A 23976-nucleotide genomic window follows, 5' to 3' on the forward strand; every position below is an offset into this window, starting at 1 on the left:
CATGACGATCCTCGAACACGACTTCCTGCCCGGCAACTTGGTGCGTGCCCGTGGCCGCGAATGGGTGGTGCAGAGCGACTCCCGCCGCGACTGGTTGCGCTTGCGCCCATTGAGCGGGGCCGATGACGAAAGTATCGCCCTGATCCCCGAGCTGGAACTGCATCCCGTCGAACCTGCCACCTTCGACTGGCCCGACCCCGCACGCGCGGGAAGCCACGCCGCCGCGCTGTTGCTGCGCGATGCCTTGCGCCTGACTCTGCGCGCCGGGGCCGGCCCGTTCCGCTCCTTCGGCAATATTGCCGTGGAGCCACGCGGTTACCAGCTTGTGCCGCTACTGATGGCGCTGCGCCTGTCCACGGTGCGTTTGTTGATCGCCGACGACGTGGGTATCGGCAAGACCATTGAAGCCGGTCTGATTGCACGCGAACTCATGGATCGCGGCGAAATCGCCCGCCTGGCCATCCTCTGCCCGCCGCACCTTGTCGAGCAATGGCAAAGTGAGTTGGAAATCCGCTTCAACCTTCAGGCCGTGGCGCTGACTTCGGCTTCGGCCTCCCGCATCGAACGTGATCTTCCGCATGGTGTGCGCCTGTTCGACCATCATCCCGTGGTGGTCGTCAGCCTGGACTACATCAAGAGCGAACGCCACCGCGAACAGTTTCTCGCCACTGCCCCCGAATGCATCATCGTTGACGAGGCCCACACCTGCGCCAGCAGCGGCGCGGGCAAGCAATTGCGCTTCGAACTGCTGCAACGCCTTGCCCGTGACGCGCAGCGACACCTGATCCTGCTGACCGCCACCCCCCACTCCGGTGACGAAACCGCCTTCTACAACCTGCTGTCGCTGCTCGATCCGCGCTTTGCCGCATTACAAGGCCGCATGACGGCCTCCGACCCGCTGCGTCAGGAACTGGCCCGCCACTTCGTTCAGCGCCGTCGCAAGGATATCGTTGAATGGCAGGCCGAGACCCATGACGGACGAGGTTTTCCCCGTCGCATGAAAACCGAGCTCACCTACCAGCTCAGCGGCGAATGGGGCGCGTTTTTCGACGCCGTGCAGGATTACTGCCGCGAACTGGCTGAAACCGTTGAGCAGCAAGAACAGCAAGGCGGCGCTCGCCTCATCTGGTACGCCACCCTGGCATTGCTGCGCTGCGTGGCGTCGTCGCCCGCTGCCGCCGTCAAGGCACTGACCACGCGGCTGGAAGGCACCCTGCCGGATGACGACCTGCTCAGTGATGAGCGCCTGCACGATGGTGAGGCCGACGACCTTTCAGGCAGCGATCTGGAGCCGCCTGCCCAGGTGCAGGACGCCGCGCCGCGCCTGCAAGCCCTGATCGCCGACGCGCAACGTCTTTCCGGCAAGGCCGGTGATCCCAAGCTGGCGGCGCTCATCCGGCATATCGGCCTGCTGGTAAAGGAGGGCTACCATCCTGTGGTGTTCTGCCGCTACATCGCCACCGCCCATTACGTGGCCGAACACATCAAGGCCGCTTTCCCCAAGGCCACCGTTGATGCCGTCACCGGCGAACTCACACCCGAAGAACGCCGCGAGCGCGTGGACGACATGGAGGATACCGAGCAACGGATCCTGGTCGCTACCGACTGCCTCTCCGAAGGCATCAACCTGCAACATCTATTCACCGCTGTCGTCCACTACGACTTGGCCTGGAACCCCACCCGCCATGAACAGCGCGAAGGCCGCGTCGATCGTTTCGGCCAGCAGGCCGATGAGGTGCGCTGCACCATGCTCTACGGGCAAGACAACCCGGTAGATGGTTTCGTGCTCAATGTCATCATCAAGAAGGGCGAGGCCATTCAGAAGGAGCTCGGCGTGCTCGTTCCCATGCCCGAGGACACTGCCCGCATCAATCAGGCCCTGGTCAAGGCGGCATTGATGAAACGCAGCGACAGTCGCACCTCATCGCCGCAGGTCGCATTCGACTTCGGTGAGCCGGAGCAATTGCTCGCTCCTCTGCAAGCCCAATGGCGCGACGCGCTGGAAAAAGCCAAGGCCAATCGCACCGTGTTCGCCCAGCGCCGCATCAAGCCAGACGAGGTGCTGCCCGAATGGCACAAACAGCAGCAGGCCTTGGGTACCCAGGATGACGTGCAGCGTTTCCTGCAAAGCGCTTGCGTGCGTTTAGGGTCACCGCTGGAAATCGGTCGCAAGCAGACTGCACGCTTCTTGCCGCAGCACCTCCCCGAAGCCCTGCGCCAACGCTTGGCCGACGAGGGCATCGACAAACCCCAGCTCATCGACTTCAGCGAACTGCACCGCAGTCATCCGCTGGTCGGCCTGCTCGCCCAGCACCTGCTGGAAGATGCACTCAGCGGCGAACGTCCGCTGGCCGCCCGTTGTGCTGCCACTCTTACCAATGACGTGGAGGTCGTCACCACCCTCTATCTTCTGCGCCTGCGCCACCAGCTCAGCTACGTACGCCGTCGCGAACCCTTCCAGATGATGGCGGAAGAAACCGTTGCTCTGGCTGTGAAGGGCCGCAACGCTCCCCAATGGCTGGCCGACGATGGCGTGAGTCGCCTGCTCGAATGCACGCCCAGCGGTAACCTGCCGCCAGAGGCGGCACAGCGCGAAATCCGCACTGCGCTCGACTTTCTCGTCGCGCACCCGCAGCAACTGCAAGCGGTGGCCCAACAGCGGGCTGATGCCCTGCTGGCCGACCACCAGCGCGTGCGCGAAGCCACCCGTGACGTCGGCCAGTACAGCGTCAGCCCCTGCCTGCCGGTCGATGTGATGGGCGTGTACGTGCTGCTGCCTGACTCGCTATAAGCCTCGGCCTGGAGAAGAACAACCATGAAACGCATCCGCAAGGCCCAGGCCACGCTGAACCTGCCCACCCTCAAGCTCGAAGGGGGGGTATTCCTGCCCGATCAACTGGAAAAAGCCGCTCAGGGCCGCGCCAGCGCCCAGAGCGAGGCCGACTACGGTACCCCCAAGGGCGTCAAGCTCAAGGACGAATACAGCCGCGCTTTCCAGATCGCCTGCGCCCAATGGCAGCACTTCGCCGCGCAGATGGAACGCGCCGACGTCGATGCCGCGCAGCTCACCACCGCCTTCGTCCACGAACTGCTGCGCGATACCTTTGGCTACGCCACCTCGCAAGCCGCGGCAGCACAGCAAGTGGGTGAACTGCGTTACCCGGTCAGCCTCATGGCTGGTACCTTGCCCGTCTTGGTGGCACCACACTCTCTGGGCCTGGACGAGGCTGACGCGCGGTTTGCCGTGCAAGGCGGCGGCAACCGTAAGAAAGCCCCGTTCCAGGCCATGCAGGAATTGCTCAACGCCAGCGAACCGCTGCAATGGGGCATCGTCAGCAACGGCAGACAGCTGCGGCTGCTGCGCGACGCAGCCTCGCTCACCCGCCCCAGCTTTCTCGAAGTCGATCTGGCCGATCTGCTCGGCGGCCAGCGCTATGCCGAATTCGCCAACGTCTGGCGTCTACTGCACGCCAGCCGCGCATCCCGCCCCGGCCAGGGCGCTACGGCGTGCATCTGGGAACAATGGCGCAGCGAAGGCCAGCAGGAAGGCACTCGGGTGCGCGATGGCCTGCGCAACGGCGTCGAGCAGGCCCTGCTGACCTTCGGCGCAGGTTTCCTGCAACACCCTGCCAACCACGCCCTACGCGCCGCCCTGAACGACGGCACGCTCAGCAAGGATGACTATTTCCAACAACTGCTGCGCCTGATCTACCGGCTCATCTTCGTTTTCACCGTGGAAGAGCGCGGCGTGCTGCACCCGCAGGACGACAGCGCCGAAGCACAGGTTGCCCGCCGCGCCTATGCCGAAGGCTACGCCCTGGCCCGCCTGCGCGAGCTGTGCCTCAAGCGCCGTGCCCGCACTCGCCACGACGACCAGTGGCAAGCCATCCGCATCGTCTTCCGTGGTCTGGCACAGGGCGAGCCGCGCCTGGCCCTGCCCGCGCTGGGCGGCCTGTTCGCGCCCGAACAATGCCCCGATCTGGATGTCGCCAGCCTGGACAACGCCCACCTGCTCACCGCCTTGCAACACCTGCGCTGGGCAGTGGTCGCGCAAGGCAAGGGCAGCAGCCTCATCCCAGTGGACTACCGCAATATGGGCCCGGAGGAACTGGGTAGTGTCTACGAAAGCTTGCTGGAGCTGGTGCCTGCCATCGACCTGCCCGCGCGCACGTTCGGCTTTGTCGGCCGTACCGAGGAAGGCAGCACCGCTGGCAACGCCCGCAAGCTCACCGGTAGCTACTACACCCCCGACAGTCTGGTGCAGGAGCTGATCAAAAGCGCGCTCGATCCCGTCATCGAACAGCGCCTGGCCGCGCAGTCGACCAACCCTACAGAGGCACTGCTGGCCATCCGCGTTATCGACCCGGCCTGCGGCAGCGGCCACTTCCTGCTCGCCGCCGCCCGCCGCTTGGCGGAAAAGCTCGCCCAGTTGCGCAGCCTAGAAGGCGGGCAGGAAGGCGCCATCCAGCCGCAGGACTACCGCCACGCCCTGCGCGAAGTGGTGGCCCGCTGCATCTACGGCGTGGACCGCAACCCCATGGCCATCGAACTGGCGCGCATGGCCTTGTGGCTGGAAGGCTACGAAGAAGGCCGCCCACTGGGCTTTCTCGACCACCACCTGCAAGTGGGCGACGCCCTGTTGGGCCTGACCGACATGAACGCGCTGGAACAAGGCATCGCCAAGGATGCCTTCAAACCCTTGAGCGGCGATGACAAGGACGTCTGCAAGGAGCTGGCCAAAGCCAACGCCTCCGGCCTCAAGCAGATCGCCAAGGATCTGCAAGGCCGCCAGATGCTGCTGGGCGTGGACAACCGAAGCGGCCTCGAAGCCTTACGTGCCATCGAAACCCTGCCCGCCGATACCCCCGAGCAGGTGGCCGCCAAGGAACACGCCTGGCGCCACTTTCTGGAGGACTCCGCTAACAGCTCGCTGGCCCACACGGCCGATGCGTTGGTGGGTGCCTACCTGCTGCCCAAGGTGCAGGACACCGCCGACACCGTGCCCACCAGCATCACCTTGCATGCGCTGCTGACCGACCCGCAACGCGCCCAGACCGAGCACGCCGCCCCCATCGCCGCCGCGCGCGCCGCCTGCAAGCAGGCCCGCGTGTTCCACTGGCCGCTGGCCTTCCCGCAGGTGTTTGCGCAAGGCGGCTTCGATTGCGTGCTGGGCAATCCGCCGTGGGAGGTGTCGCAGATGGGCGAAGAGGAGTTCTTCGCCACGCGTGCCCAGCGCATCGCGGAACTGGCGGGCGATGCGCGCAAACAAGCCATTGCTGCACTGCCTGAAACCGATCCGCGTCTGTGGGATGAGTTTGTCAAGGAAAGCCAACGGATTGCGGCCGCCAACAACTTCTACCGGGAATCGGGACGCTTTCCGCTGACGGCTGTTGGCAAGCTCAACACCTATCCCTTGTTTGCCGAAACTATTCTACAAATCCATGCCGACAGTGGTCGCGCCGGCTTCATCGTGCCTACCGGCATTGCTACTGACGACAGCACCAAGGCGTACTTCGGCCATATCACACAGAACCGGTGGCTGGTCAGCCTGTACGACATCGAGAACCGCGAAAAGCTGTTTCCTGCTGTCGATAGCCGGATGAAGTTCTGCCTGCTCACTCTGGGCGCAGCGGAACGGGCCGAGTTCGTCTGCTTCGCCACCCAGGTCAGCCAACTGGCCGACCCGCGCCGTCGCTTCACCCTCACGCCCGAGGAATTCCTCCTCATCAACCCCAACACGCTCACCTGCCCGGTATTCCGCAGCGAGCGCGATTCGGAACTGACCAAGAAGCTCTACCGCGCCGCCCCGGTGCTGATGCGCGATGCCGTCACCGCAGACGAGGGCAAGCAAGCCAAGGAGGTGGAACCCACGCAAAACCCGTGGGGTATTACTTTCGCGCAAGGTCTCTTCAACATGACCAGCGCAAGCCACCTGTTCAAGGACGAGCCAGCCGCCGACCATCTGCCGCTCTACGAAGCCAAGCTCATCCACCAGTTCGACCACCGCTGGGCTACCTACACGGCGGACGGCAACAGCCGCGATGTCACGCTAGCCGAAAAATCCAACCCGGATTTCACCGTCACCCCGCGCTACTGGGTACAAGCCCGCGAAGTCTGGCTGCGCGTCGCCCGTTTGCCCGATGGCTTGCTGAAGGCTCTCAAGGACGGCAACGCACAGGCCACCGTGCTCGGCGTGACCCAGTTGCTGTTCGGTCGGCACCTAGCCGAACAGCGCCGCGCCCATCCGGGCATGGGCACATACCCCGCCTGGAAAGCCTTTGTCGTCCGCCACCCCTATGCGCAAACCATCGCGCCCACGTCGTTGGGTCTCGTCGGCAACAGCCCAGAAAGCCTGCAACCCCTGAACGACGACTACCTGCCCGCCGAAGGCGAAGCCAAGGTGCAGCCCTACACGCCCGGTGCCCGCAACGCCACGGCCTGGTACGCCACTGACCCTGAAGCCGAGAGCGCCGTGCTGGCGCTCGCCGCCGACTACGGCCATCTGCCTGCATCGGAGACGCCCTTGGCGGACGAACCCGCCGTGCTCGCCCTGGCCGAACGCTGGTTGCAGGTCGCCTGCCCGCAGTGGTTGATGGGGTGGCGGGATATTACCAATGCGACCAATGAGCGGACGGTCATTGCGTCGGTGGTGCCGTTGGCTGGCGTTGGCAATCAGATGCCATTGATGCTGTTCCCCGACGGAGGAAACCGTGCACGATTCGCTGCGCTGCTCGCCAACCTGTCTGCGCTGGTATTTGACTTTGTGGCGCGGCACAAGACAGGCGGCACGCACATGAATTACTTCATCTACAAACAGCTTCCCGTATTGCCGCCAGACCGCTACACCGAGGCCGACCTCGCTTTCATCGTGCCGCGCGTACTGGAACTGACCTACACCACCCATGACCTTGCCGCTTGGGCCAGAGATCTGGGCTACGAAGGCCCGCCCTTCGCCTTCGACCCCGACCGCCGCGCCACCCTGCGCGCCGAACTCGACGCCTACTACGCCAAACTCTACGGCCTCACCGAGGAAGAACTGCGCTATATCCTCGACCCCGCCGACGTCATGGGCGCCGACTACCCCAGCGAAACCTTCCGCGTGCTCCGAAACAATGAGCTGCGGGATTTCGGGGCGTACAGGGAGACGTCAGTCACGCCCCTTCGATTGGCCAGTGTCGATGGCGAAACCCGTCGCGATCATGTGCAGTACCGCACCCAGCATCTGGTGTTGGAAGCCTTCAAGCGAGGTTTCCAGGTAGAAGACGCATTGCCTGTTCAGGCTGAAGCCACGGCTCGGCAGGTCGTCGATCGAGCGTCCCTGCCTGATGGAATCTGGGCACGACCACAACAGAATGAAGGTGCGGAGACGGGGGTGGCCCTGGCCGCCTTGCTCAAGGCTGCGCAGGCCCCATGGCCAGTGCGCCATGTACGTCTCGCCGCCGTCTTGGCGCTTGAGCCCAGGCTGATGACGCCTTTGCTGGATGCGCAGGATGCTCTGGATTGGCAACGCCTGGTAGGCGAAGAAGCCAGGCCGCTGCCCGGGGCGGTGTTGAGCTTCATCCCGCGTGCAAATCAGGCTTGGGGCGGGGCTGTGCGCTTCCTGCGAAGCAGTGGCTACCTGATTGAAGATCTTGGAGCGGGGACTTGGGCCAAAGGTGCCGAACTGGATGTGCCTGCTGCCGAATGGGCCGAAGGACGCGCCCAGATGATTCTTGTTTTCCTGCAAGCGCGAGGGCAAGACTTCGATCGTGTCATTCGCGAATTGCCTGACGAGATAGGGGGATGGATTGAAGCCGCAGCCTGACATGTTCCAGCAACAGCTATGCCTTACTCCGCCGGCACAGATGCATGAGCCACGTTTATGGGTGAGGCGGCTGGTGATATGGGAGAAACCTGGAGAGCCGCCCTTGCGGGATGTTCCATTACGTCCAGGCCTGAACATCGTCTGGACGCCGGACGACAATGGCATCGGTCATGGCGGAGGCAAGACTTTGTTCTGCAGGCTGCTGCGCTATTGCCTGGGCGAGGACAAGTTTGCTCCCGAAGATCAGCGCGACGGAATCGGTTCGGCGTTTCCCAACGGATGGGTTGGCATGGAAGTCGTGCTGGATGGCGCCTGTTGGGCCGTCCTTCGACCCTTGGGTATCCGGCGGCGGCATTTCGCAGTACTGGATGGCAATCTCGATGAGCTTGTTCTCAGCGAAATGCCGGCCACCGGCCTGTCTCCGTTGCTCAACGCCATCGAAGAGAATCTGCTGACACCAGGCGTCAGAGATCTGATCGCTGGCAAGAAACAAGGGCATCAGGCCTGGCAGATTGCGCTGGCGCTGTTGAGCAGGGACCAGGAATGCAGATTCGACCATGTTCTTGAATGGCGGTCCTCACTATCCGACTCGGAGTCGCCGGCGCGGGGGTTGAATCGAACCGAGAGGCTGGAGGCACTGCGAGCCCTGTTGAACGCCATCGATCCCTCCGAACAGACGCTCCGCGTCGACATCGCCGCGATGAGCGAGTCGAGCCGCAGCCAGGAGCAGGAAATAGGCCATCGTGCCTGGGAAATCCGCAAGCTGAGAAAGCAGCTTTTGGAAGTGCTTGGCGTTGCGGACGATGAGCTTGCGCAGGGGGCTCTGGGCGTCGAAATCCTGCGCCGGGCGGCGCAGGAGCGGTTGGCAGCGGAAACCCAGTCCAGCGGGGCGGGCGCGACTCTGGATATAGATTCCGTGCGGCAGGCGCACGAAAAGGCCCAAGCGGAGGTGGCAAGAATCCAGGCTGATATCGGAAGGCAAGAGGCTGTGATACCAGCCATCGAGCGGGCGATATCCGCGATCAAGGGCGAATATCCAACATTGGCCTACTCGCTCAAGGAAGCAGAAAACTATCCTTGTCCCATCTGCGAGGTGCCCATTGACCGCGTGCTGGCGAGTCAATGCGGGTTGTCACACAAGGTTCCAGATCTGGAGGCTTGCAAGGCTAGGTTGGAGAACGGCAGAAAAACGCTCAAGGATGAACAGGAGCGTCTGGAATCAGCCCAATCGCTACTGAAGCAGTTGCGACCTGAGCTGGCGTTGGCGAAACAGGATGCAACGCGCAGGGAAGAGCATTACCAGAACCTGCTGAAGCTTCGCGAACAGCGCGATGGGGCGTGGTATGCCGCACGCAAGGCCGTGGACGATGTCGAGCGCCTGGCCTCGCTGTTCGAACAGCAGCAAACTACCGAAGCCCGCCTGGATAGGCATCAAACCGAGATAGAGCAAGTGCGGGAGCGGATCGCGGCGCTGCAAAACCAGAACGCGACGGTTTTCTCGAAGCTTGCCCAGAAGTTCGACCCGATCATCCGACGCTTGGTCGGACCTGAAGCCAGTGGCGAAATCCGATTGACCGGAAACGGGCTGAGCCTGGTTGTCCAGATGGGTGGTGATCGTTCGACATCTGCGATCGATTCGCTGAAAGTCGTGGCTTTCGATCTCGCGACCCTGTGCATGAGTATCGATGGTGACACGAGGCTTCCGGCTTTCCTGATCCATGACAGCCCACGTGAAGCCGACCTTGGGCTCGCTTTGTACCACGGTCTATTTCATCTTGTGCATGAACTGGAAGGATTTGGATCGGCCCCCTTGTTTCAGTACATCGTGACGACTACTACCCCGCCTCCGAAAGAGTATGCACAAGCACCTTGGCTTGCTTTGCAGCTTCGCGGTTCGCCAGCTGCCGATCGTCTCTTAAAAAGAGATTTGTAAAAGGTGAGACAGGAATGAGTTTCCGAAGACTGGGCCGAGAGTTGGTTGAATGAACCCGCTGCAACGCGCCCTCATCGAAAAAACCGGCCACGACAACGGCTTCGAACACGTGCTGTCGTCGGCTGGCGATGCGGTGATACTGGCTTCGGCCCGCCATCGCAGCCAGGCGGTAGTGACGGCATCGGCCGATGGCTTCGGCTTGCGCCTTCAACCGGCTACGCCCGCGCTGCTGCCGGAACTGTTGCGCAGTTTCCAACCGCGGGCCGGAGCTGATGACGTGTTTTGTGTGCTGACCCTGCCCGATTTGGCGGCTCTCCTGCGCCGCACGGCCAGTCTGTCGCAGGCCTTGCCGAATCAGGCAGTGAGCGACTACCACACGGCCGTGGCGCAAGCTGTCGAGACGATATCTGCCGAAGCCAGGGGCACGGAAGTCGAACGCCTGGTGCGTCAGCGCGTGGGGCAGGCGCGTTACCGCGATGCCTTGCTGACCTACTGGGGTGGTGCCTGCGCAGTGACCGGCGTCGCTGTGACTGAAGCGCTGCGTGCCAGCCATGCCAAACCCTGGGCTGAATGTGCCGACGATGCCGAGCGGCTGGATGCCTTCAACGGCTTTCTGTTGGTGGCCAATCTCGATGCGCTGTTCGATCGCTTTCTGATCAGCTTCGACGATACCGGGCATCTGCTGACCAGCACCCGCCTGTCCCAAAGCGATCTGCCTGGGCTTGGCATTCATTCGGGAATGACGTTGCGCTGGCTGGCCAGCGAGCACCGGCATTATTTACAGTGGCACCGCGAGCGCTTCCTGCTCGGTGCCTGATCGAAGGAAAAACATGGCCAAGGCCGAAGCAAGCGTTGAAGAACTGGTATCAATGATCGAGCGGGGCGAACTGCGTTTGCCAGAGATGCAGCGCCAGTATGTGTGGCGCTCCACGCGAGTGCGCGATCTGCTGGATTCGCTGTATCGCGGCTATCCATCAGGCGCAATCCTGCTTTGGGAAACGGATGAAACTGTGCCTCTGCAGGATTTCGCGGTCAGCCAGAACACGAATCCCTACCAGAGCACCCGGCTCCTGCTGGATGGTCAGCAGCGTCTGACATCGCTCTCTGCCGTCATTCGCGGCGAGCCAGTATCGGTGCGCGGCCGTCGTCGGCCTATCGACTTGCTGTTCAACTTGGAGCATTCCGACCAGTTGGCGGTCGTGACCGAAGTAGAAGAGAACGGCGACGACGAGGACGATGCTGACGACGATAGCGAACTGATTGGCGATGAGACGGACTCGACCGAGGACGAACTGCTCAAGCGCTTCAACAAGATGACGTTCGTGGTGGCCACGAGGAAGCTGGAGCAGTTGCCGCATTGGGTGAAAGTGTCGGAAGTATTCAAGACCGACAACGATGCGCCGTTCCTCAAACGTGCCGGTATCAGTGGTTTTGACGATCCGCGGTACGAGAAGTACAGTCAGCGCCTGGCCCGGCTACGTGGCATCCGCAAGTACGTTTATCGGATGGACGTGCTGGAACGCACGCTTTCCTACGATGAGGTCACGGAAATCTTCGTCCGGGTCAATTCACTGGGAGCCAAGCTGCGCAGTTCCGACTTGGCTCTGGCTCAGATCACCGCCAAGTGGCGGCACTCGCTGCAGACGTTCCAGGATTTCCAGAAGGCATGCGCCAAGACGGGCTTTGACCTTGATCTCGGTTTGCACTTGAAGAATCTGATGGCGTTTGCCACCGGTCAATCACGTTTTCAGATCGTGGGTAGCCTGAATGTGGAGAAGCTGCAGAAGGCATGGAAAGAAGCTTGCGATGGCATGGAGTTCGCGCTCAACTTCCTGCGCAGCAATCTTGGCATCGATAGCCCGGCACTGTTGTCGTCGCCTTTCCTGCTGGTGGTGCTGGCGTATTTCGGGCATAGCCGCAACTATGCGCTGAGCAACGATGAGGCCCGCCAACTGCGCTACTGGGCGCTGATGGCCAATGCCAAAGGCCGCTTCTCCCGAGGCTCCAGCGAAACCATTCTGGATCAGGATTTGGCAAATATTCGTCAGGGCGGAGCGGTGAGCGAGCTGATCGACCGGCTGCGCCTGCAGTTCGGCCGCCTGGACATTACCGCGGAGGAGCTGGAAGGCCGCAACCAGCGCAGCGCGCTGTTCAAGACCATGTTCCTGGCTTTCCGCGCTGCCGGTGCGAAAGATTGGCGCAGCCATCTGGCCATTGCTCTAGATCATTCGGGCGCCCAGCATCGCTTGCAGTTCCATCACATCTTTCCCAAAGCCGTACTGAAGACCAGCTTCACTGCCCGCGAGGCGGATGACATCGCCAATCTGGCCTTCATCGGCGGCAAGACGAATCGCGCGATCAGCGACAAGGCCCCGGCGGTTTACCTGCCCCCACTGGTGGACCGGCTTGGCGAGCCAGCATTCGCAGCACAGTGCATCCCGGTTGAGGCATCGCTGCTGGAAGTGGAAAGCTACAAGGATTTCTTGCTTGAGCGACGCAAGAGGATTGCAACGGCGCTGAATACGTTTGTTGGTCCTGCAGATTAAGCCGGTGGACGGCTGTGTATGTAGGCCAGGGGGCCTCATACTGCCTGATCTAGCTACCGAGGTAGATGGCAGTGATTTGAACGCGCTCGTGTCCCAACTCACGGCTGATGGTCTGACGAGCATGGCGGTCTTCTATGCGCTGCGTTGGACTTAACTCCGTGACTAATGGTCCACCTGCTGCTGGCGGCGGCCTCCCCGTCAACGTCTCATAACGGCTTTGCGCGTACTGATGGCGAAGGCCATGCATATGACTCAGACTCGCCGCCTTGCACTGTCCATCGTAGACGTTCCGCTGCTGGATGTAGGTCTTGTTTGCCGGGATCAGTGATCCTGTGCCCGCCAGGCGGTGTGCTGCGTGGAGCGCCTCGCGTTGCTCTGTCGTTGTGATGGGCACAGTTCGCTCCCGACCGCCCTTGGTCCACGATCCCTTGAGGGCGATGTGGTCGCCCCGATCCGCGTAACTGGGCTGGAACTTGATCGCTTCCTCCCGACGCAATCCGAAGGCGGCCTGTAGCTGAAGGCTCATGCGTACGTGCGCGTCGGTGACCTGTTCAAGACCTGTGCCCAGTTCTTGGGCCTTGCTGACGTTGGTCACATAGCGGCGCTCGGCCACGCCGAGTTGCGTGTTGTCCGCTGGCAGGATGCCGGCCTTGCCGATCTTCTCGGCCCACCAGCGCAAGTGAGAGAGCCGATTCTTGATGGTACCGGACGACAAGCCTTCTTCCTGCCAGCGATCCAGCAGCGCCTGGGCGTGCTTGCCCTTGAGTGACGACGCCTTCATCTGCCGGAAACCGGCCTCGCGCAGTTGCCGCGCGGCCAGCGACAGCGAACGCATCCGGTCGGCCTGCGTGGTGTAGCTGCCGTCACGGTTGCGCTGGCAGAGCTGTCGCAGGGAGTAGGTCAAGTCGTCCATCTTCCGGCCTCCAAGCAAAGCGCCGTACTGCGTTGTCCTGAAATTCAGTGGTTAGTGTTGGTGCCAGCTCGCCAAGGCGAGATCCCGTGAGGGCAAGGGCATGGTGTTCAGGAGACACCAGAGCCTCGAATGAGGCGTCCGTCTTGCTCCCTGCTGGAAGCCCGGACGGAGGTACTACAAGACGAAAGTGATGTGAACGTGGACGAGTCCTCCTATGAAGTGAGTGGGATGAGAAATGCAACGGGAGCCCTGTGCGTCGCGCACAGGCAATTGCTGCAAAGGACAGTGCGCCAGGCGGCGCGATAGGGATGAGTTCAAACAGACGAAGAAGGCTCCGCCCTGGGTAGGGCCGGTATGCGGTCGGAGCCTGGGCATACCTGGGGTGGCTCCACCCTGTCGGGCCAGCGCTTGCAGGAACCTGCGCTGATGGGGGGCCGATGTACGAAGCCCATCGGTCTTGGCAACTGCCCGATCAATGTAGGGCGGCCATCATCATGTAGGCCGCACGCAATAGGAACTGGCTTTTGCCCGCATTGTTGGTGGTGTGGCGCGGGTCGTCACTGCGGAGTGCAGTGACGACCCGTTTCGCGGCAGCATTTGCTACGCAGGATGGGGCTGCCATCCCCTGACCTGCATTACCTGTGCTGCGATGTCCCCAGCGTTCGTCGGGACGTTCAGCATCTTGCGGATGTTGGCGATGTGCGCCAGGGCGGTTTCACGCGATGCCGGTGGCGCAGTCGGTTCCGGGCGGGCTTCGGTGCGCGGCGGAGTTGTAGGCCGGTTCGCGGCAGACGCCTCCTTGCGTCCTGCCCACAGACGGAACTCGCCCGCAAAAACGCGCTTCACCAAGGCGAAGAAGTAGGCCACGACATTGCGCACGGTGCCGCTCTGGCTGCGTGCCTGCAACTCGTCGAGTACTTCCTGGCGATGCTGCGGCGGCAGCCGCCGCAAGGCGGCCTGCACGTCTTTTTGCTGATCTGCCTGGGCATTACTCAGGCAAGGCGGCAAGCTCACCGATTGCGATGCCGAATCGCCGTCGCTTTCGCGCGCGCGGTACGTACGTTCTTTTTTATACATATACGTCTTATACGTACCGCCCTGCTCAGCCGTCATGTGGCGAGCGTGTCCGGTCTGTTGCGGAACAAGCGTGTTGCCAGCGGAATCGCCAGACAATGGCAGTGGGTCTGCTGCTTCGCTCGCCTGCGACGGCGGCGTAGGGGGCAAATCATCGTCATCGTGACGCTGATCGTGGGTCGCAATGGAGGCAGCTTCAGGTGCCTGTGCCAGCGTTGCCCGAATGTGGACAGCCACCCGATCCACCTGGTTGTTTTCGTGGCCGATGGAAGATTGCAGAAGCGCGGGCAGACTGGCATCGAGCGTGCAGGCCTGCTGGAAGTGCAGGGCGCTTTCGTGAACCTGATACAGCTCGCTGAGCACATGCCCCGTCAGAGGGTCGCGTTGCTGGCCGACCAGACTGATCCACCCCGTCAGCCGAAGCACCACGAGAACGCGCCGGGCCGTCTCGTACCCGGCCCTCTGCCCCAGCGGGGTGGAGGTGAGATAGCGGCGCAACTGCCCCAGATTCGCCAGCGGGCTGATGCCTTCCGCAGAGCGCAGCATGCGCAGCACCTGCCAGCCATTGCGCTCCAGCGGCGTGAGGCGAGCATCGAGCATGAGCGAGGCGGGCGTGGTGAACAGGGCATCTTGCCCCAGCGGGATGTGGCGGGTGTGATGGTCTGCCATGAGAGTTCTCCGAGGTCTGGGCCACAGCGGCCAGTTCTCCTGCATCTCATCGCGTACCGTTCCGGGCGTCAGCCAACAATGCGGTCTGCGTCATACCCGTTTTATCCGGTAGGCGCAGCGCTGGCACCGGCATCCAGACTGATTTATCATCCCGATACCCCTATGGGGGTACAACTGGGGGTACTTCCAGCAATTCTCGCAAAGGCCGTGGCCCGATTTCCTCGTGAAACCTAGCATTTACGGCCCTTTGCCGACCGATCAACGTTTAAACGTGTAATCCCCTTCCCGTCCCAGGAAAGCCCCGGCCAAGCGCCGGGGCTTTTCGTTCCTGCCCCTCCCCATCGCCCTCTCTCCGGCGATCCGACCCCTTCCGTCTAAACGATTGAAAGATCAGAAAATTATCTAGGCCCAGGGGTTGACAGCCCCGCCCGAGATACGGAAAATGCGCGCCACTCGGCTACATAGCTCAGTCGGTTAGAGCGCAGCATTCATAATGCTGATGTCCCAGGTTCAAGTCCCGGTGTAGCCACCATATTTTTCAAGGGGTTAGCGCAAGCTAACCCCTTTTTGTTTTGGTCGGCAGACTACAAACCGTCTACGCCCCCCTTTACCGATTTACGGTTCGCATAAAAAAGCCCCGCATCTGCGGGGCTCTACGATCAACGTCACCGCTATCCGTGAGCAAGCAGCGGCTCAATCTCATGTTCGATCTGCTCGCCATTCGCCGCATAAGCAGTTGCTAACGAATACTCACTCTGGAGATTCATCCAGAACTGAGCGGACGTATCAAAGTAACGCCCCAGACGAATCGCCATATCTGCGGAGATACCACGCTGCTCACGAACGATATCATTCACTGTCGGAGCGGAGACTTTCAAAGCGCGTGCTAGAGCAGCTGGAGAGATATCCAACTCCATCAGAAACTCATCGCGCAATATTTCCCCAGGATGGATGGGGCGCATACCATTGGTAGCCATGGTCCACCTCCTCAGTGGTAATCAACTATTTCGACTTCTTCGGGACCCGCATCCGTCCAGACGAAACAGACACGCCACTGGTCATTGATCCTGATGCTATGTTGGCCCGCCCGCTTTCCCTGCAACGGCTCCAACCGGTTTCCAGGTGGAGAGCGCAAGTCTCGAAGCTCCGTAGCCGCATGAAGCATTGCGAGCTTACGCGTAGCGACTGTGAGGATCGCTCCCCACCGCCTCGAAAGACCCGTCTCAAAAAGCTGACGAGTCTCGTCGCAGCGAAAGGTCAGAATCATTCATTAACCCTTAACGTTAAGCGTTAACTTCACTACAGATTACCACAGATCCTCATGTGGTCAATTTGTAGCCAGACTGAGTAATCGGAGAAAAGCGCATCGCCGATTCCAAGTGCTCCGGCGTTAGGTGCGCATACCGCATCGTCATCGAGGAATGCCCGAGGATCCGCTGTAGGGCCACGCCATGCGCAGCGCCCCGTGTCAGGCATTTCATCTTGCTTTGGAAGCCAGGCATGCCTCATTGAAACAGTTCGAATCATTTGATAATCATTATCGATTTGTTTAGCTTTGCCGCCCATCAAAACAACAGCAACTCGGACATCTCCTCATGCCCCGCTCCATCCCTTCGCGCCCGGCTCCCCTGGCGCTTTCCCTGTCCCTTTTCGCTTCGTTTTCCGCTCCTGCGCTGGCTGCCGATCCGGTGGAGCAGCAGATGGTGGTGATCGGCTCGCGCGCGCCGACCAGCATCAGCGAGTTGCCCGGCACGGTCTGGGTGATCGAGCGCGAGCAACTGGACCAGCAGACCCAGGCCGGCGTGCCGCTGAAGGAGGCGTTGGGACAATTGATCCCGGGCCTGGATATCGGCTCCCAGGGTCGTACCAACAACGGCCAGAACCTGCGCGGACGCAGCGTACTGGTGATGATCGACGGGGTGTCGCTGAACAGTTCGCGGGGCATCAGCCGGCAGTTCGACTCCATCGACCCATTCAACATCGAGCGCATCGAGGTGATGTCCGGCGCCAGCGCGGTGTACGGCGGCGGCGCCACCGGCGGGATCATCAACATCGTGACCAAGAAGGGCGTCGGCGGCGACACTCGCTTCAACACCGAGCTTGGCGCCCGCAGCGGCTTCCAGAGCCACGAGGATCACGACCTGCGCGCGGCGCAGTCGATCAGCGGCGGCAACGACCTGTTCAACGGCCGCCTGGCCATCGCCTACCAGAAGAACGGCGCGGCCTACGACGGCAGTGGCGACCAGGTACTGACGGACATCACCCAGACCGACCTGCAGTACAACAGGTCGGTAGACCTGATGGGCAGCCTTGGCTTCACTTTCGCCAATGGCCACAGCCTCGATCTCGGCCTCCAGTACTACGACTCCGGCTACGACGGCGACCGCGGCCTCGATCTCGGGCGCAACTTCGATGCCCTGCGCGGACGGGCACCCTATTCGATCAAGGGCGGCGTCGACCTCGACCGCGAGCCGGAAAGCAAGCGCCATCAGTTCAACGCCACCTACCATGCGCCGGAAGTGCTGGGTCACGACCTCTACCTGCAGGCCTACTACCGCAACGAGAAGATGGCCTTCAACCCCTTCCCCACCATCCGCTACAGCAATAGTGGCGCAATCAACTACGGCACTTCCTACTACTCGGCCTCGCAGCAGGACACTGACTACTACGGGATGAAACTGGCCCTGGTGAAGACCTGGGAGCGCGCCAGCCTGACCTACGGGGTGGACCTGGACCGGGAAAAATTCACGTCCGACCAGATGCTCTTCAACCTGCCGCTCGCCGCCGCCAGCGGCGGGCTGGTAGCCAGCGAACAGGCCAAGCTGGGCCGCTACCCGGACATCGATACCGACAGCCGCGCCTTCTTCCTCCAGGGCAGTTGGAAGGCCACCGACGACCTGACCCTGAGCGCCGGCGTGCGGCGCCAGTCGATGAGCACCGACGTCAGCGACTTCGTTGCGGCGAACCAGCAGATCCTCATCGCCAACGGCCTCGGCAAGACCGCCGACGCGGTTCCGGGCGGGAGCAAGGACTACGACGTCAACCTGGTCAACGTCGGCGCCATCTACAAGCTGAACCTGCAACAACAGGTCTGGGCCAACTACAGCGAAGGCTTCGAGCTGCCGGACCCGGCCAAGTACTACGGTTTCGGACGCTACGGCGCAGCCGACGGCAATGGCCACTACCCGCTGTTGCAGGGGGTCAGCGTGAACGACTCGCCGCTGGACGGGATCAAGACCAAGCAGGTTGAGCTGGGCTGGCGGCACACCGACGGTGCCCTGGATACCCAGGTGGCGGCGTTCTATTCCTGGTCGGACAAGAGCATCAAGTACGACTCGAAGACCCTGGCGGTGCTGCAGCAGGACACCAAGAAGCGCAACTACGGCCTGGAGGGCCAGGCTACCTACTGGCTGGACGATCACTGGCAGCTCGGCGTCAACGGCCTGGCCATCCGCTCCCAGGAGAAGGTCGACGGCCGCTGGCTGAAGCAGGACGTGACCTCGGCCAGCCCGTCCAAGGCCGGCGCCTTCGTCGGCTGGAAGGACGATCAGCGCAGCCTGCGCCTGCAGGGCGTGCGCACCTTCAACCTGAACGACGAGGCGGGCAACAAGATCGACGGCTACGCGCTGTTCGACCTGCTCGGCACCCAGGCGCTGCCGGTGGGCACCCTCACCGCGGGCATCCAGAACCTACTGGACAAGGACTACACCACGGTCTGGGGACAACGCGCCCAGGTCTACTACGGCGGGCTCGCACCAGCGGGACTGTTCGACTACAAGGGACGGGGACGGACCTACAGCCTGACGTATAGCGTGGAGTTCTGAAGCCCGTCCTCGACAGTTCCCCTGTCCCTCCAGGGACAGGGGAACTCGTGGGAAAGAGCTTCCGCCTCTCTCAGCAGCAACCGCCCAGCGGACTCAAGCGATACTGCGGCGGCAACTGGTCGAGGCCGCTGACGGTGACGTTGAGGTTCTTCCACAGGCCATCCTTGATCCCGTAGATGCAGCCATGCACGGACAGCGACTGGCCGCGGTGCCAGGCGTTCTGGACGATGCTGGTGTGGCTGACGTTGGCCACCTGCTGGATCACGTTGAGCTCGCAGAGGCGATCGACGCGCTCCTCCTCGGTCGGCAACTGCTCCAGGTGCTCGCGGTATTCGTAGGCGAGGTCGCGAATGCTGCGCAGCCAGCCGTCGATCAGGCCGAGCTGGTCGTTGTGCAGGGAGGCGCGCACGCCGCCGCAGCCGTAGTGGCCGGTGACCAGGATGTGCTTGACTTTGAGCACGTCGACGGCGAACTGGATCACCGACAGGCAGTTGAGGTCGGTGTGCAGCACGACGTTGGCGACGTTGCGATGGACGAACAGGTCGCCGGGCAGCATGCCGACGATTTCATTGGCCGGCACCCGCGCGTCGGAGCAGCCGATCCAGAGGTACTCGGGGGTCTGCTGGCGGGCCAGCTTGGCGAAGAAGTCCGGGTCTTCCTGCTTGATCGCTTCGGCCCAGCGGACGTTGTTCTCGAACAGTTGCTGCAAGTCGCTCATGGCATGCCCCTCGTTTGACCGGTGCAGCACCTTACGGAAGGCGATGCCCGTTTGACAAGCGTCACAGCGCGGCGTGACTACGCCACCAGCGCTGCTGCGCCAGCGGCTGCATGGCGACCTGATCATGCCAACAGGCGTGCCAGGCTGCGGCGTCCTCTGCCAGGCGCGGCCAGTCGGGCTGTGCGAGGTCGGCGAAGAGTTCCCGTTCCAGCCAATCACGGCCGCTGCGCAGGAGCCGGCGGAAGGCTCGGTCGGTGAGCGCGCGGCGGTGCACCGCCTCGAAGCGCCACCAGGGGGATTCCTGTACCGCCTCGCGCGGCTGGCTGAGCACGGCGGCGCCGGAGGCCGGATCGAAGGACAGCGGCTGGAACAGTCCCAGGCACGGCGCCGAAGTACCGGTGGCGGCCAGTAGCGGGCCGTCGTCGCGCAAGCGGGCGACCAGACTGGCGGTGGTCTGCGAAGGCCGCCAGAAGCTGCCGGCGTGCATGCATACCTGGCGGTTGTTGTGGCGGCGGAAGTGGTCCCCGCGCGGGCCATGGTGGCGCAGCGCGACGAACAGCGCGTGCCAGTCCGGCTCGCCAGGCAGACTGTCGAGGAAGCGCTGGTTGATCCGACAGCGCCGGTGCGCACCGCCGACCCAGGGTAGCAGGCGGGTGTCGAAGACCCGCGCGAAGTGGAAGTCGCCGCGACCATCCCAGCAGCCCTGGCGGCGTGCCTGGTCCTCGAGGTCGCGGCTGCACAGGTCGAATTCGTGGCCAAGGGTCAGGGCGTTGGAGATGGCCCAGCGCTCGACCTTCTTCGCCGCCCACAGGTTGCCGGCGGTTTCCAGCACCCAGGCTTCGCCGGGGTCGGCGATGAGAAAGCTGTTGTCGTAGCGGATGCGCTTGTCACGGTAGCCGGCCGGGCCGCCCTGGCCGTAACGCTGCAACAACCCGGTGATCACCTCTAGCGCCTCGCGGGCGCTGGCGCCGCGCTCCAGTCCCAGGCGCAGCAGGTCCATGCCGAGCAGCGCGGTGCCGCGCTGACGGGTCAGCTTGGTGAACACCGCTTCGTTGCCGATGGCCACGCCGTGCTCATTGACGCCCATTTCCGCGCCCCAGATCCAGCTCGGCTGGCTGATCACCAGCGCATGTCGCTGGGCGGCCTGGGGAATGTCGAGGTAGGTGGTGCGCAAGCGCGCTTCCGGATCGTTGCGCACCGCCGGCAGGCGCAGCAGACGCTGCGGTTCGGCGGGCTCGCGGTCGCTGTTCTTGGCGAACCAGGTCTGGCCCTGGTGGCGAAGGATCAGGGTGTCGCACATGGGGGCTCCAGTCTGCGCATCCTGCCACCGGCCGCTGTCGACCTGACTTCGCACTCCCGCGAAGGGTTACCGCATGAAGGGACCTGCCTGCGGTATGCAGGCGAGAATCGGAATGCTGGTAAGGGTACGGCGGTGCCAGAAGGCCAGCCAGCTACTCCAAGTGATAGCTAGTTGCCGGCAGGGAAGCGGAGCAAGCCTCAGTCGAACAGGGTGCAGGCCATGACCAGGGCGTCTTCGCGCCCGCCGACGGCGGGGTAGTAGTCGCGACGGCGGCCGATCTCGTTGAAACCGTAGCGTTCGTAGAGGCGGTAGGCGGCCTGGTTGGAAGCGCGCACTTCGAGGAAGCATTCGCGAGCCTGGTGGCCGGCCGCCTCGCGCATCAGGTGTTCGAGCAGGCGCAGACCGAGGCCACGCCCCTGGCTTTCGGGCTTCACCGTGATATTCAGCAGGTGCGCCTCGTCGAGGATGATCTGGATGACGCCATGGCCGACCTGCTGGCTACCCTCGAACATCAGCCAGCAATGGTAGTTCTTCAGGCCTTCGCTGAAGATGCCACGGGTCCATGGGTGGCTGAAGGCGGCATATTCGATTTTCAGCACGGCATCGAGGTCCGCCTCGGTCATCGGGCGGAAGGAAATCGCATCGCTCATTGAATCTCGCTCGACCAGCGCTGACGGACACGGCGCATGGCGCGCCACAGCTCGCCCTTGAGGGCGGGTTCTTCCATGAGGGCTTCCAGGCCCGGCACGGCCCAGGTTGCGCCCAGACCGTCCACCTGCAGTTCGCGGAACAGGCTGCCCTCGTCGCCCTCGCCGGCGAAGCGGATCGCCGGCAGGCCGACCAGCCACAGGCAGCGGCTACGCTCGCTCTCCTCCATGCGCGCGGCGACGAAGCTCTGGACGAACTCTAGGGCCGCCTGCGGCCCCTGGTCGAGGTTGCCGCGCGCCAGCAGCGGCCAGCGTACCGGTTCGCCGATCAGCCGCGGGCTGTCCGGCAGGCCGGCGGCGCGCAGCAGGTCGCGCAGCAGCAGGTAACCCGGATCTCGGCTGGCGAAGGGTTCGCCGGTGGGCAGTTCGACCAGCAGGGTGCAGGAGCCCGCCTGCAGCAGTTGCAAGGCGAAGCGCGGCGGCGGGGCCTGGACCGCCGGCGGCTCGGCCGGGGCCTCTTCGACCGGCGCGACCGGCTCGGCTTTCTTCGCCGCCGGGGCGCCCGGCTTCGGCAGGCTGATCGGAATCCCCCGGCCTTCCGCGGGCGCGGCAGGAGCCACGCTTGACGCGCTGGCCGGCGCCTCGGCTTGCGGGACGCGGGCCTGCGGCGCATCGATCGCGGCGCGCGCACGCACAGGCACCGCCGGCTCTTCCCGGGGCGGGGTCTCCAGCAACTCCGGCCGCGAGGGTGCGGCGAACGGCAACGGCTGGCGGGGCAGCCAACTGGTTATCTGCATCGCGCCCAGGAAGGCGCGGCGACGCTGTTCTTCGATCAAATCTCGGGCACCGGCAATTAGGCGATGCGCGGGGACGGTTTCGCCCCCGGCGTTCAGGCAGGCAATGATAGCGGTTCTTCGACCTCGGCGGAGCGGCTTTGTCCCGCCATGCGACGGTTCGCCCTCAACGCGGGGCGACGGTGAAGATGTTGACGTTGCCTTGCAGCTTGAGGGTGCCGTCGATGCGTGCGCTGACCAGGTTGGTCTGCACCAGCCCGGGATCGGTACCGCGCGCCTTGTTGGCGCCAGCGATGGTGAAGCGCAGGTCCTGGAAGCTGGTGTCCTTCAGGCCGACGCGCAGCACCGGGCGGTTGAAGGCGGCGCCGTCGCCGCCGAAGCCGTCCTTGATGGTCACCACGTCCAGGGTGACTTCGTCGAAGCTGAACTTGCCGCTGATATCGTCGATCACCAGGTAGTTGTTGCCGCTGCCGGCCGGCTGGATCGCCAGGCGCGCGCCGCAACCGCCGGCGCAGCGCGTCTGCGAAGGATTTTCCTGGAGATTGAGCGAGGCGCTGATGCTGATCCCGGCCTGGCCGACCACGTCGTCCAGATCGCTATCGCCCAGCGAGCGCAACTCAGCCCCGGCCGAAGCGCTGAACAGCAGCGCCAGCGCCGCGAGGATGCCGATGCCGCCTGCCAGTGGATGAGTCTGCTTGGTCATGTGCTGCGTACCTCGTTTCCCGCCGCCACCTCAGAGGTTGTGCGACGTCACCTTCAGGTAGTTGAAGCTGAGCCCGGATATCTCGTTGCGGCCCATGTTGTAGCCGCCGGTCGGTACCTGCCCGTAGCCTGGCCGGGTACCGCCGATGTTGAGGTTTTCGATCACCAGGCTGGTGCGCGGCGCATTGGCGTAGAAGTCGGCGGCGTTGGCCAGGGTCAGCTTGGGCAGTTCGAAAGTGAAGTTGCCGTCGGCGGTGACCGAGAACAGCAACGGCTGCGACTTCCCGTAGCCAAGCGCGACGCTGGCATAGGCGTTGGTCAGGTAGACGGTGCGCGCGGCCTGCTCGGCGGCGCTGACGCAACTGGGCGAGCCAGCACCGCAGGACATGATCTCGAAAGTCTTGGCGTAGAGGTTCAGGCGCATCTCGCCAACCAGTTGGCTGCGCGCGTTGGCGCCCCAGAAGCGCAGGTAGGAACCGTCCATCGCCAGTTCGGAGAAGTCCAGGTTGAGCACATCGGTGCGCGTGGAAGTGACGCCGAAGTCGAAGCGGATGCCGGCGTCGACCTTTTCGCTGGCCCGACTCGAGCAGTTGCTGCCGGCACCGGCGTAACCAGCGATGCACGGCTGGCCACCGGCGCCGCTCACCAGGCTGGGGAAAGCCAGCTCGATCACGTCCGCGGTGTCCGGCAAGGTGCTGACCACCCGCCCGTCGTCGAGCTGGGTGGTCAGCACCGAACCCTTGGCCAGATTCAGCTTGAACGGGAAGTTGAGACGGCCGAGAGTCACCGGCGCCAGGGTGCTGCCCTTGTTGCTGCCAGTGGCGGCGACGTACAGCTCCTTTACCGTGATCGGCACGTTCTGCCCGGTGGCGGTGTTGGTCACGCCATTGATCGCGATGGTGGCCTTGTTGCCGTCGACCATGGCGCTGTCGAGGACGAAGCCGATGCCGGCGCCCTGCACGTCCGACAGTTGCTCGTCGTCGAGCGCTGTCATCTCGGCATGGGCGAAGGGGGCGGCCAGCAGGGCCGCGAGCAGGCAGGCGCGACTCATC

At 63.3% G+C, this 23976-nt stretch carries 16 protein-coding genes, 1 tRNA gene and 1 pseudogene; 7 read left to right on the plus strand and 11 right to left on the minus strand.

The window, feature by feature from the left end; genetic code table 11:
- Position 1: 1 nt before the first annotated feature.
- From VQ065_RS26680 to VQ065_RS26700, 5 genes are read left to right on the plus strand one after another with little or no spacing between them, the layout of a single operon-like run.
- Positions 2-2791 carry a helicase-related protein gene (locus tag VQ065_RS26680; protein WP_023098845.1) on the plus strand — a complete coding sequence of 930 codons (2790 nt, stop codon included), beginning with the start codon at positions 2-4 and terminating at the stop codon, positions 2789-2791.
- 24 nt (positions 2792-2815) lie between these two features.
- A complete protein-coding gene (locus VQ065_RS26685; protein WP_023098846.1) occupies positions 2816-7804 on the plus strand; it encodes an Eco57I restriction-modification methylase domain-containing protein in 4989 nt (1662 codons plus the stop codon).
- Position 7805: 1 nt separating this feature from the next.
- The gene (locus VQ065_RS26690; RefSeq protein WP_224786699.1) at positions 7806-9737 is read left to right on the plus strand and encodes a chromosome segregation protein SMC; all 1932 of its coding nucleotides are present in this window, start codon (positions 7806-7808) and stop codon (positions 9735-9737) included.
- Positions 9738-9786: 49 nt separating this feature from the next.
- Positions 9787-10554: an HNH endonuclease gene (locus tag VQ065_RS26695; protein ID WP_023098848.1), complete on the plus strand. Its 768-nt coding sequence runs from the start codon at positions 9787-9789 to the stop codon at positions 10552-10554.
- A 13-nt stretch (positions 10555-10567) separates the two neighbouring features.
- Positions 10568-12283 carry a DUF262 domain-containing protein gene (locus tag VQ065_RS26700; RefSeq protein WP_023098849.1) on the plus strand — a complete coding sequence of 572 codons (1716 nt, stop codon included), beginning with the start codon at positions 10568-10570 and terminating at the stop codon, positions 12281-12283.
- A 49-nt stretch (positions 12284-12332) separates the two neighbouring features.
- Here the strand turns inward: VQ065_RS26700 and VQ065_RS26705 are convergent, their stop codons facing one another.
- Positions 12333-13196, minus strand: a complete 864-nt coding sequence (locus tag VQ065_RS26705; protein WP_023098850.1) for an integrase domain-containing protein — start codon at positions 13194-13196, stop codon at positions 12333-12335.
- Positions 13197-13796: 600 nt separating this feature from the next.
- On the minus strand, positions 13797-14939 hold the full coding sequence (locus tag VQ065_RS26710) for an STY4528 family pathogenicity island replication protein (RefSeq protein ID WP_023098851.1): 1143 nt from the start codon (positions 14937-14939) through the stop codon (positions 13797-13799).
- A 455-nt stretch (positions 14940-15394) separates the two neighbouring features.
- Between VQ065_RS26710 and VQ065_RS26715 the strand changes: the two genes are divergently transcribed.
- Positions 15395-15471: transfer RNA gene (locus VQ065_RS26715), tRNA-Met, on the plus strand.
- 139 nt (positions 15472-15610) lie between these two features.
- Here VQ065_RS26715 and VQ065_RS26720 read toward each other — a convergent pair.
- The 3 genes and pseudogenes from VQ065_RS26720 to VQ065_RS26730 all read right to left on the minus strand — a co-directional run.
- A complete protein-coding gene (locus VQ065_RS26720) occupies positions 15611-15916 on the minus strand; it encodes a HigA family addiction module antitoxin (RefSeq protein WP_003133769.1) in 306 nt (101 codons plus the stop codon).
- A gap of 11 nt (positions 15917-15927) precedes the next feature.
- Positions 15928-16206 carry a type II toxin-antitoxin system RelE/ParE family toxin gene (locus VQ065_RS26725; protein WP_003113526.1) on the minus strand — a complete coding sequence of 93 codons (279 nt, stop codon included), beginning with the start codon at positions 16204-16206 and terminating at the stop codon, positions 15928-15930.
- 52 nt (positions 16207-16258) lie between these two features.
- A pseudogene (locus VQ065_RS26730) lies at positions 16259-16384 on the minus strand (phage integrase); the annotation flags it as partial.
- Positions 16385-16534: 150 nt separating this feature from the next.
- Here VQ065_RS26730 and VQ065_RS26735 point away from each other — a divergent pair.
- Positions 16535-18763 carry a TonB-dependent receptor gene (locus tag VQ065_RS26735; RefSeq protein WP_023104079.1) on the plus strand — a complete coding sequence of 743 codons (2229 nt, stop codon included), beginning with the start codon at positions 16535-16537 and terminating at the stop codon, positions 18761-18763.
- Between the two features lie 70 nt (positions 18764-18833).
- Here VQ065_RS26735 and can read toward each other — a convergent pair whose 3' ends face one another.
- The 6 genes from can to VQ065_RS26765 form a co-directional block, all read right to left on the minus strand.
- A complete protein-coding gene (gene can, locus VQ065_RS26740) occupies positions 18834-19481 on the minus strand; it encodes a carbonate dehydratase (protein ID WP_003095021.1) in 648 nt (215 codons plus the stop codon).
- Positions 19482-19542: 61 nt separating this feature from the next.
- Positions 19543-20781 carry a C69 family dipeptidase gene (locus VQ065_RS26745; protein ID WP_003095023.1) on the minus strand — a complete coding sequence of 413 codons (1239 nt, stop codon included), beginning with the start codon at positions 20779-20781 and terminating at the stop codon, positions 19543-19545.
- A 197-nt stretch (positions 20782-20978) separates the two neighbouring features.
- The gene (rimI, locus tag VQ065_RS26750; RefSeq protein WP_003095025.1) at positions 20979-21431 is read right to left on the minus strand and encodes a ribosomal protein S18-alanine N-acetyltransferase; all 453 of its coding nucleotides are present in this window, start codon (positions 21429-21431) and stop codon (positions 20979-20981) included.
- Positions 21428-22264, minus strand: coding sequence for a hypothetical protein (locus VQ065_RS26755; protein WP_014603552.1), 837 nt, complete (start codon positions 22262-22264; stop codon positions 21428-21430). Before VQ065_RS26755 ends, rimI begins: the two co-directional genes overlap by 4 nt.
- Before the next feature lie 124 nt (positions 22265-22388).
- Positions 22389-22925: a DUF6160 family protein gene (locus VQ065_RS26760; protein WP_003095029.1), complete on the minus strand. Its 537-nt coding sequence runs from the start codon at positions 22923-22925 to the stop codon at positions 22389-22391.
- A 30-nt stretch (positions 22926-22955) separates the two neighbouring features.
- Positions 22956-23975, minus strand: a complete 1020-nt coding sequence (locus VQ065_RS26765; protein ID WP_003095031.1) for a hypothetical protein — start codon at positions 23973-23975, stop codon at positions 22956-22958.
- Position 23976: the final 1 nt, after the last annotated feature.

Origin of the sequence: Pseudomonas sp. KBN10P06128, assembly GCF_037574945.1 — a bacterium.
In the GTDB taxonomy this organism is placed as follows: Bacteria; Pseudomonadota; Gammaproteobacteria; order Pseudomonadales; family Pseudomonadaceae; genus Pseudomonas; species Pseudomonas aeruginosa.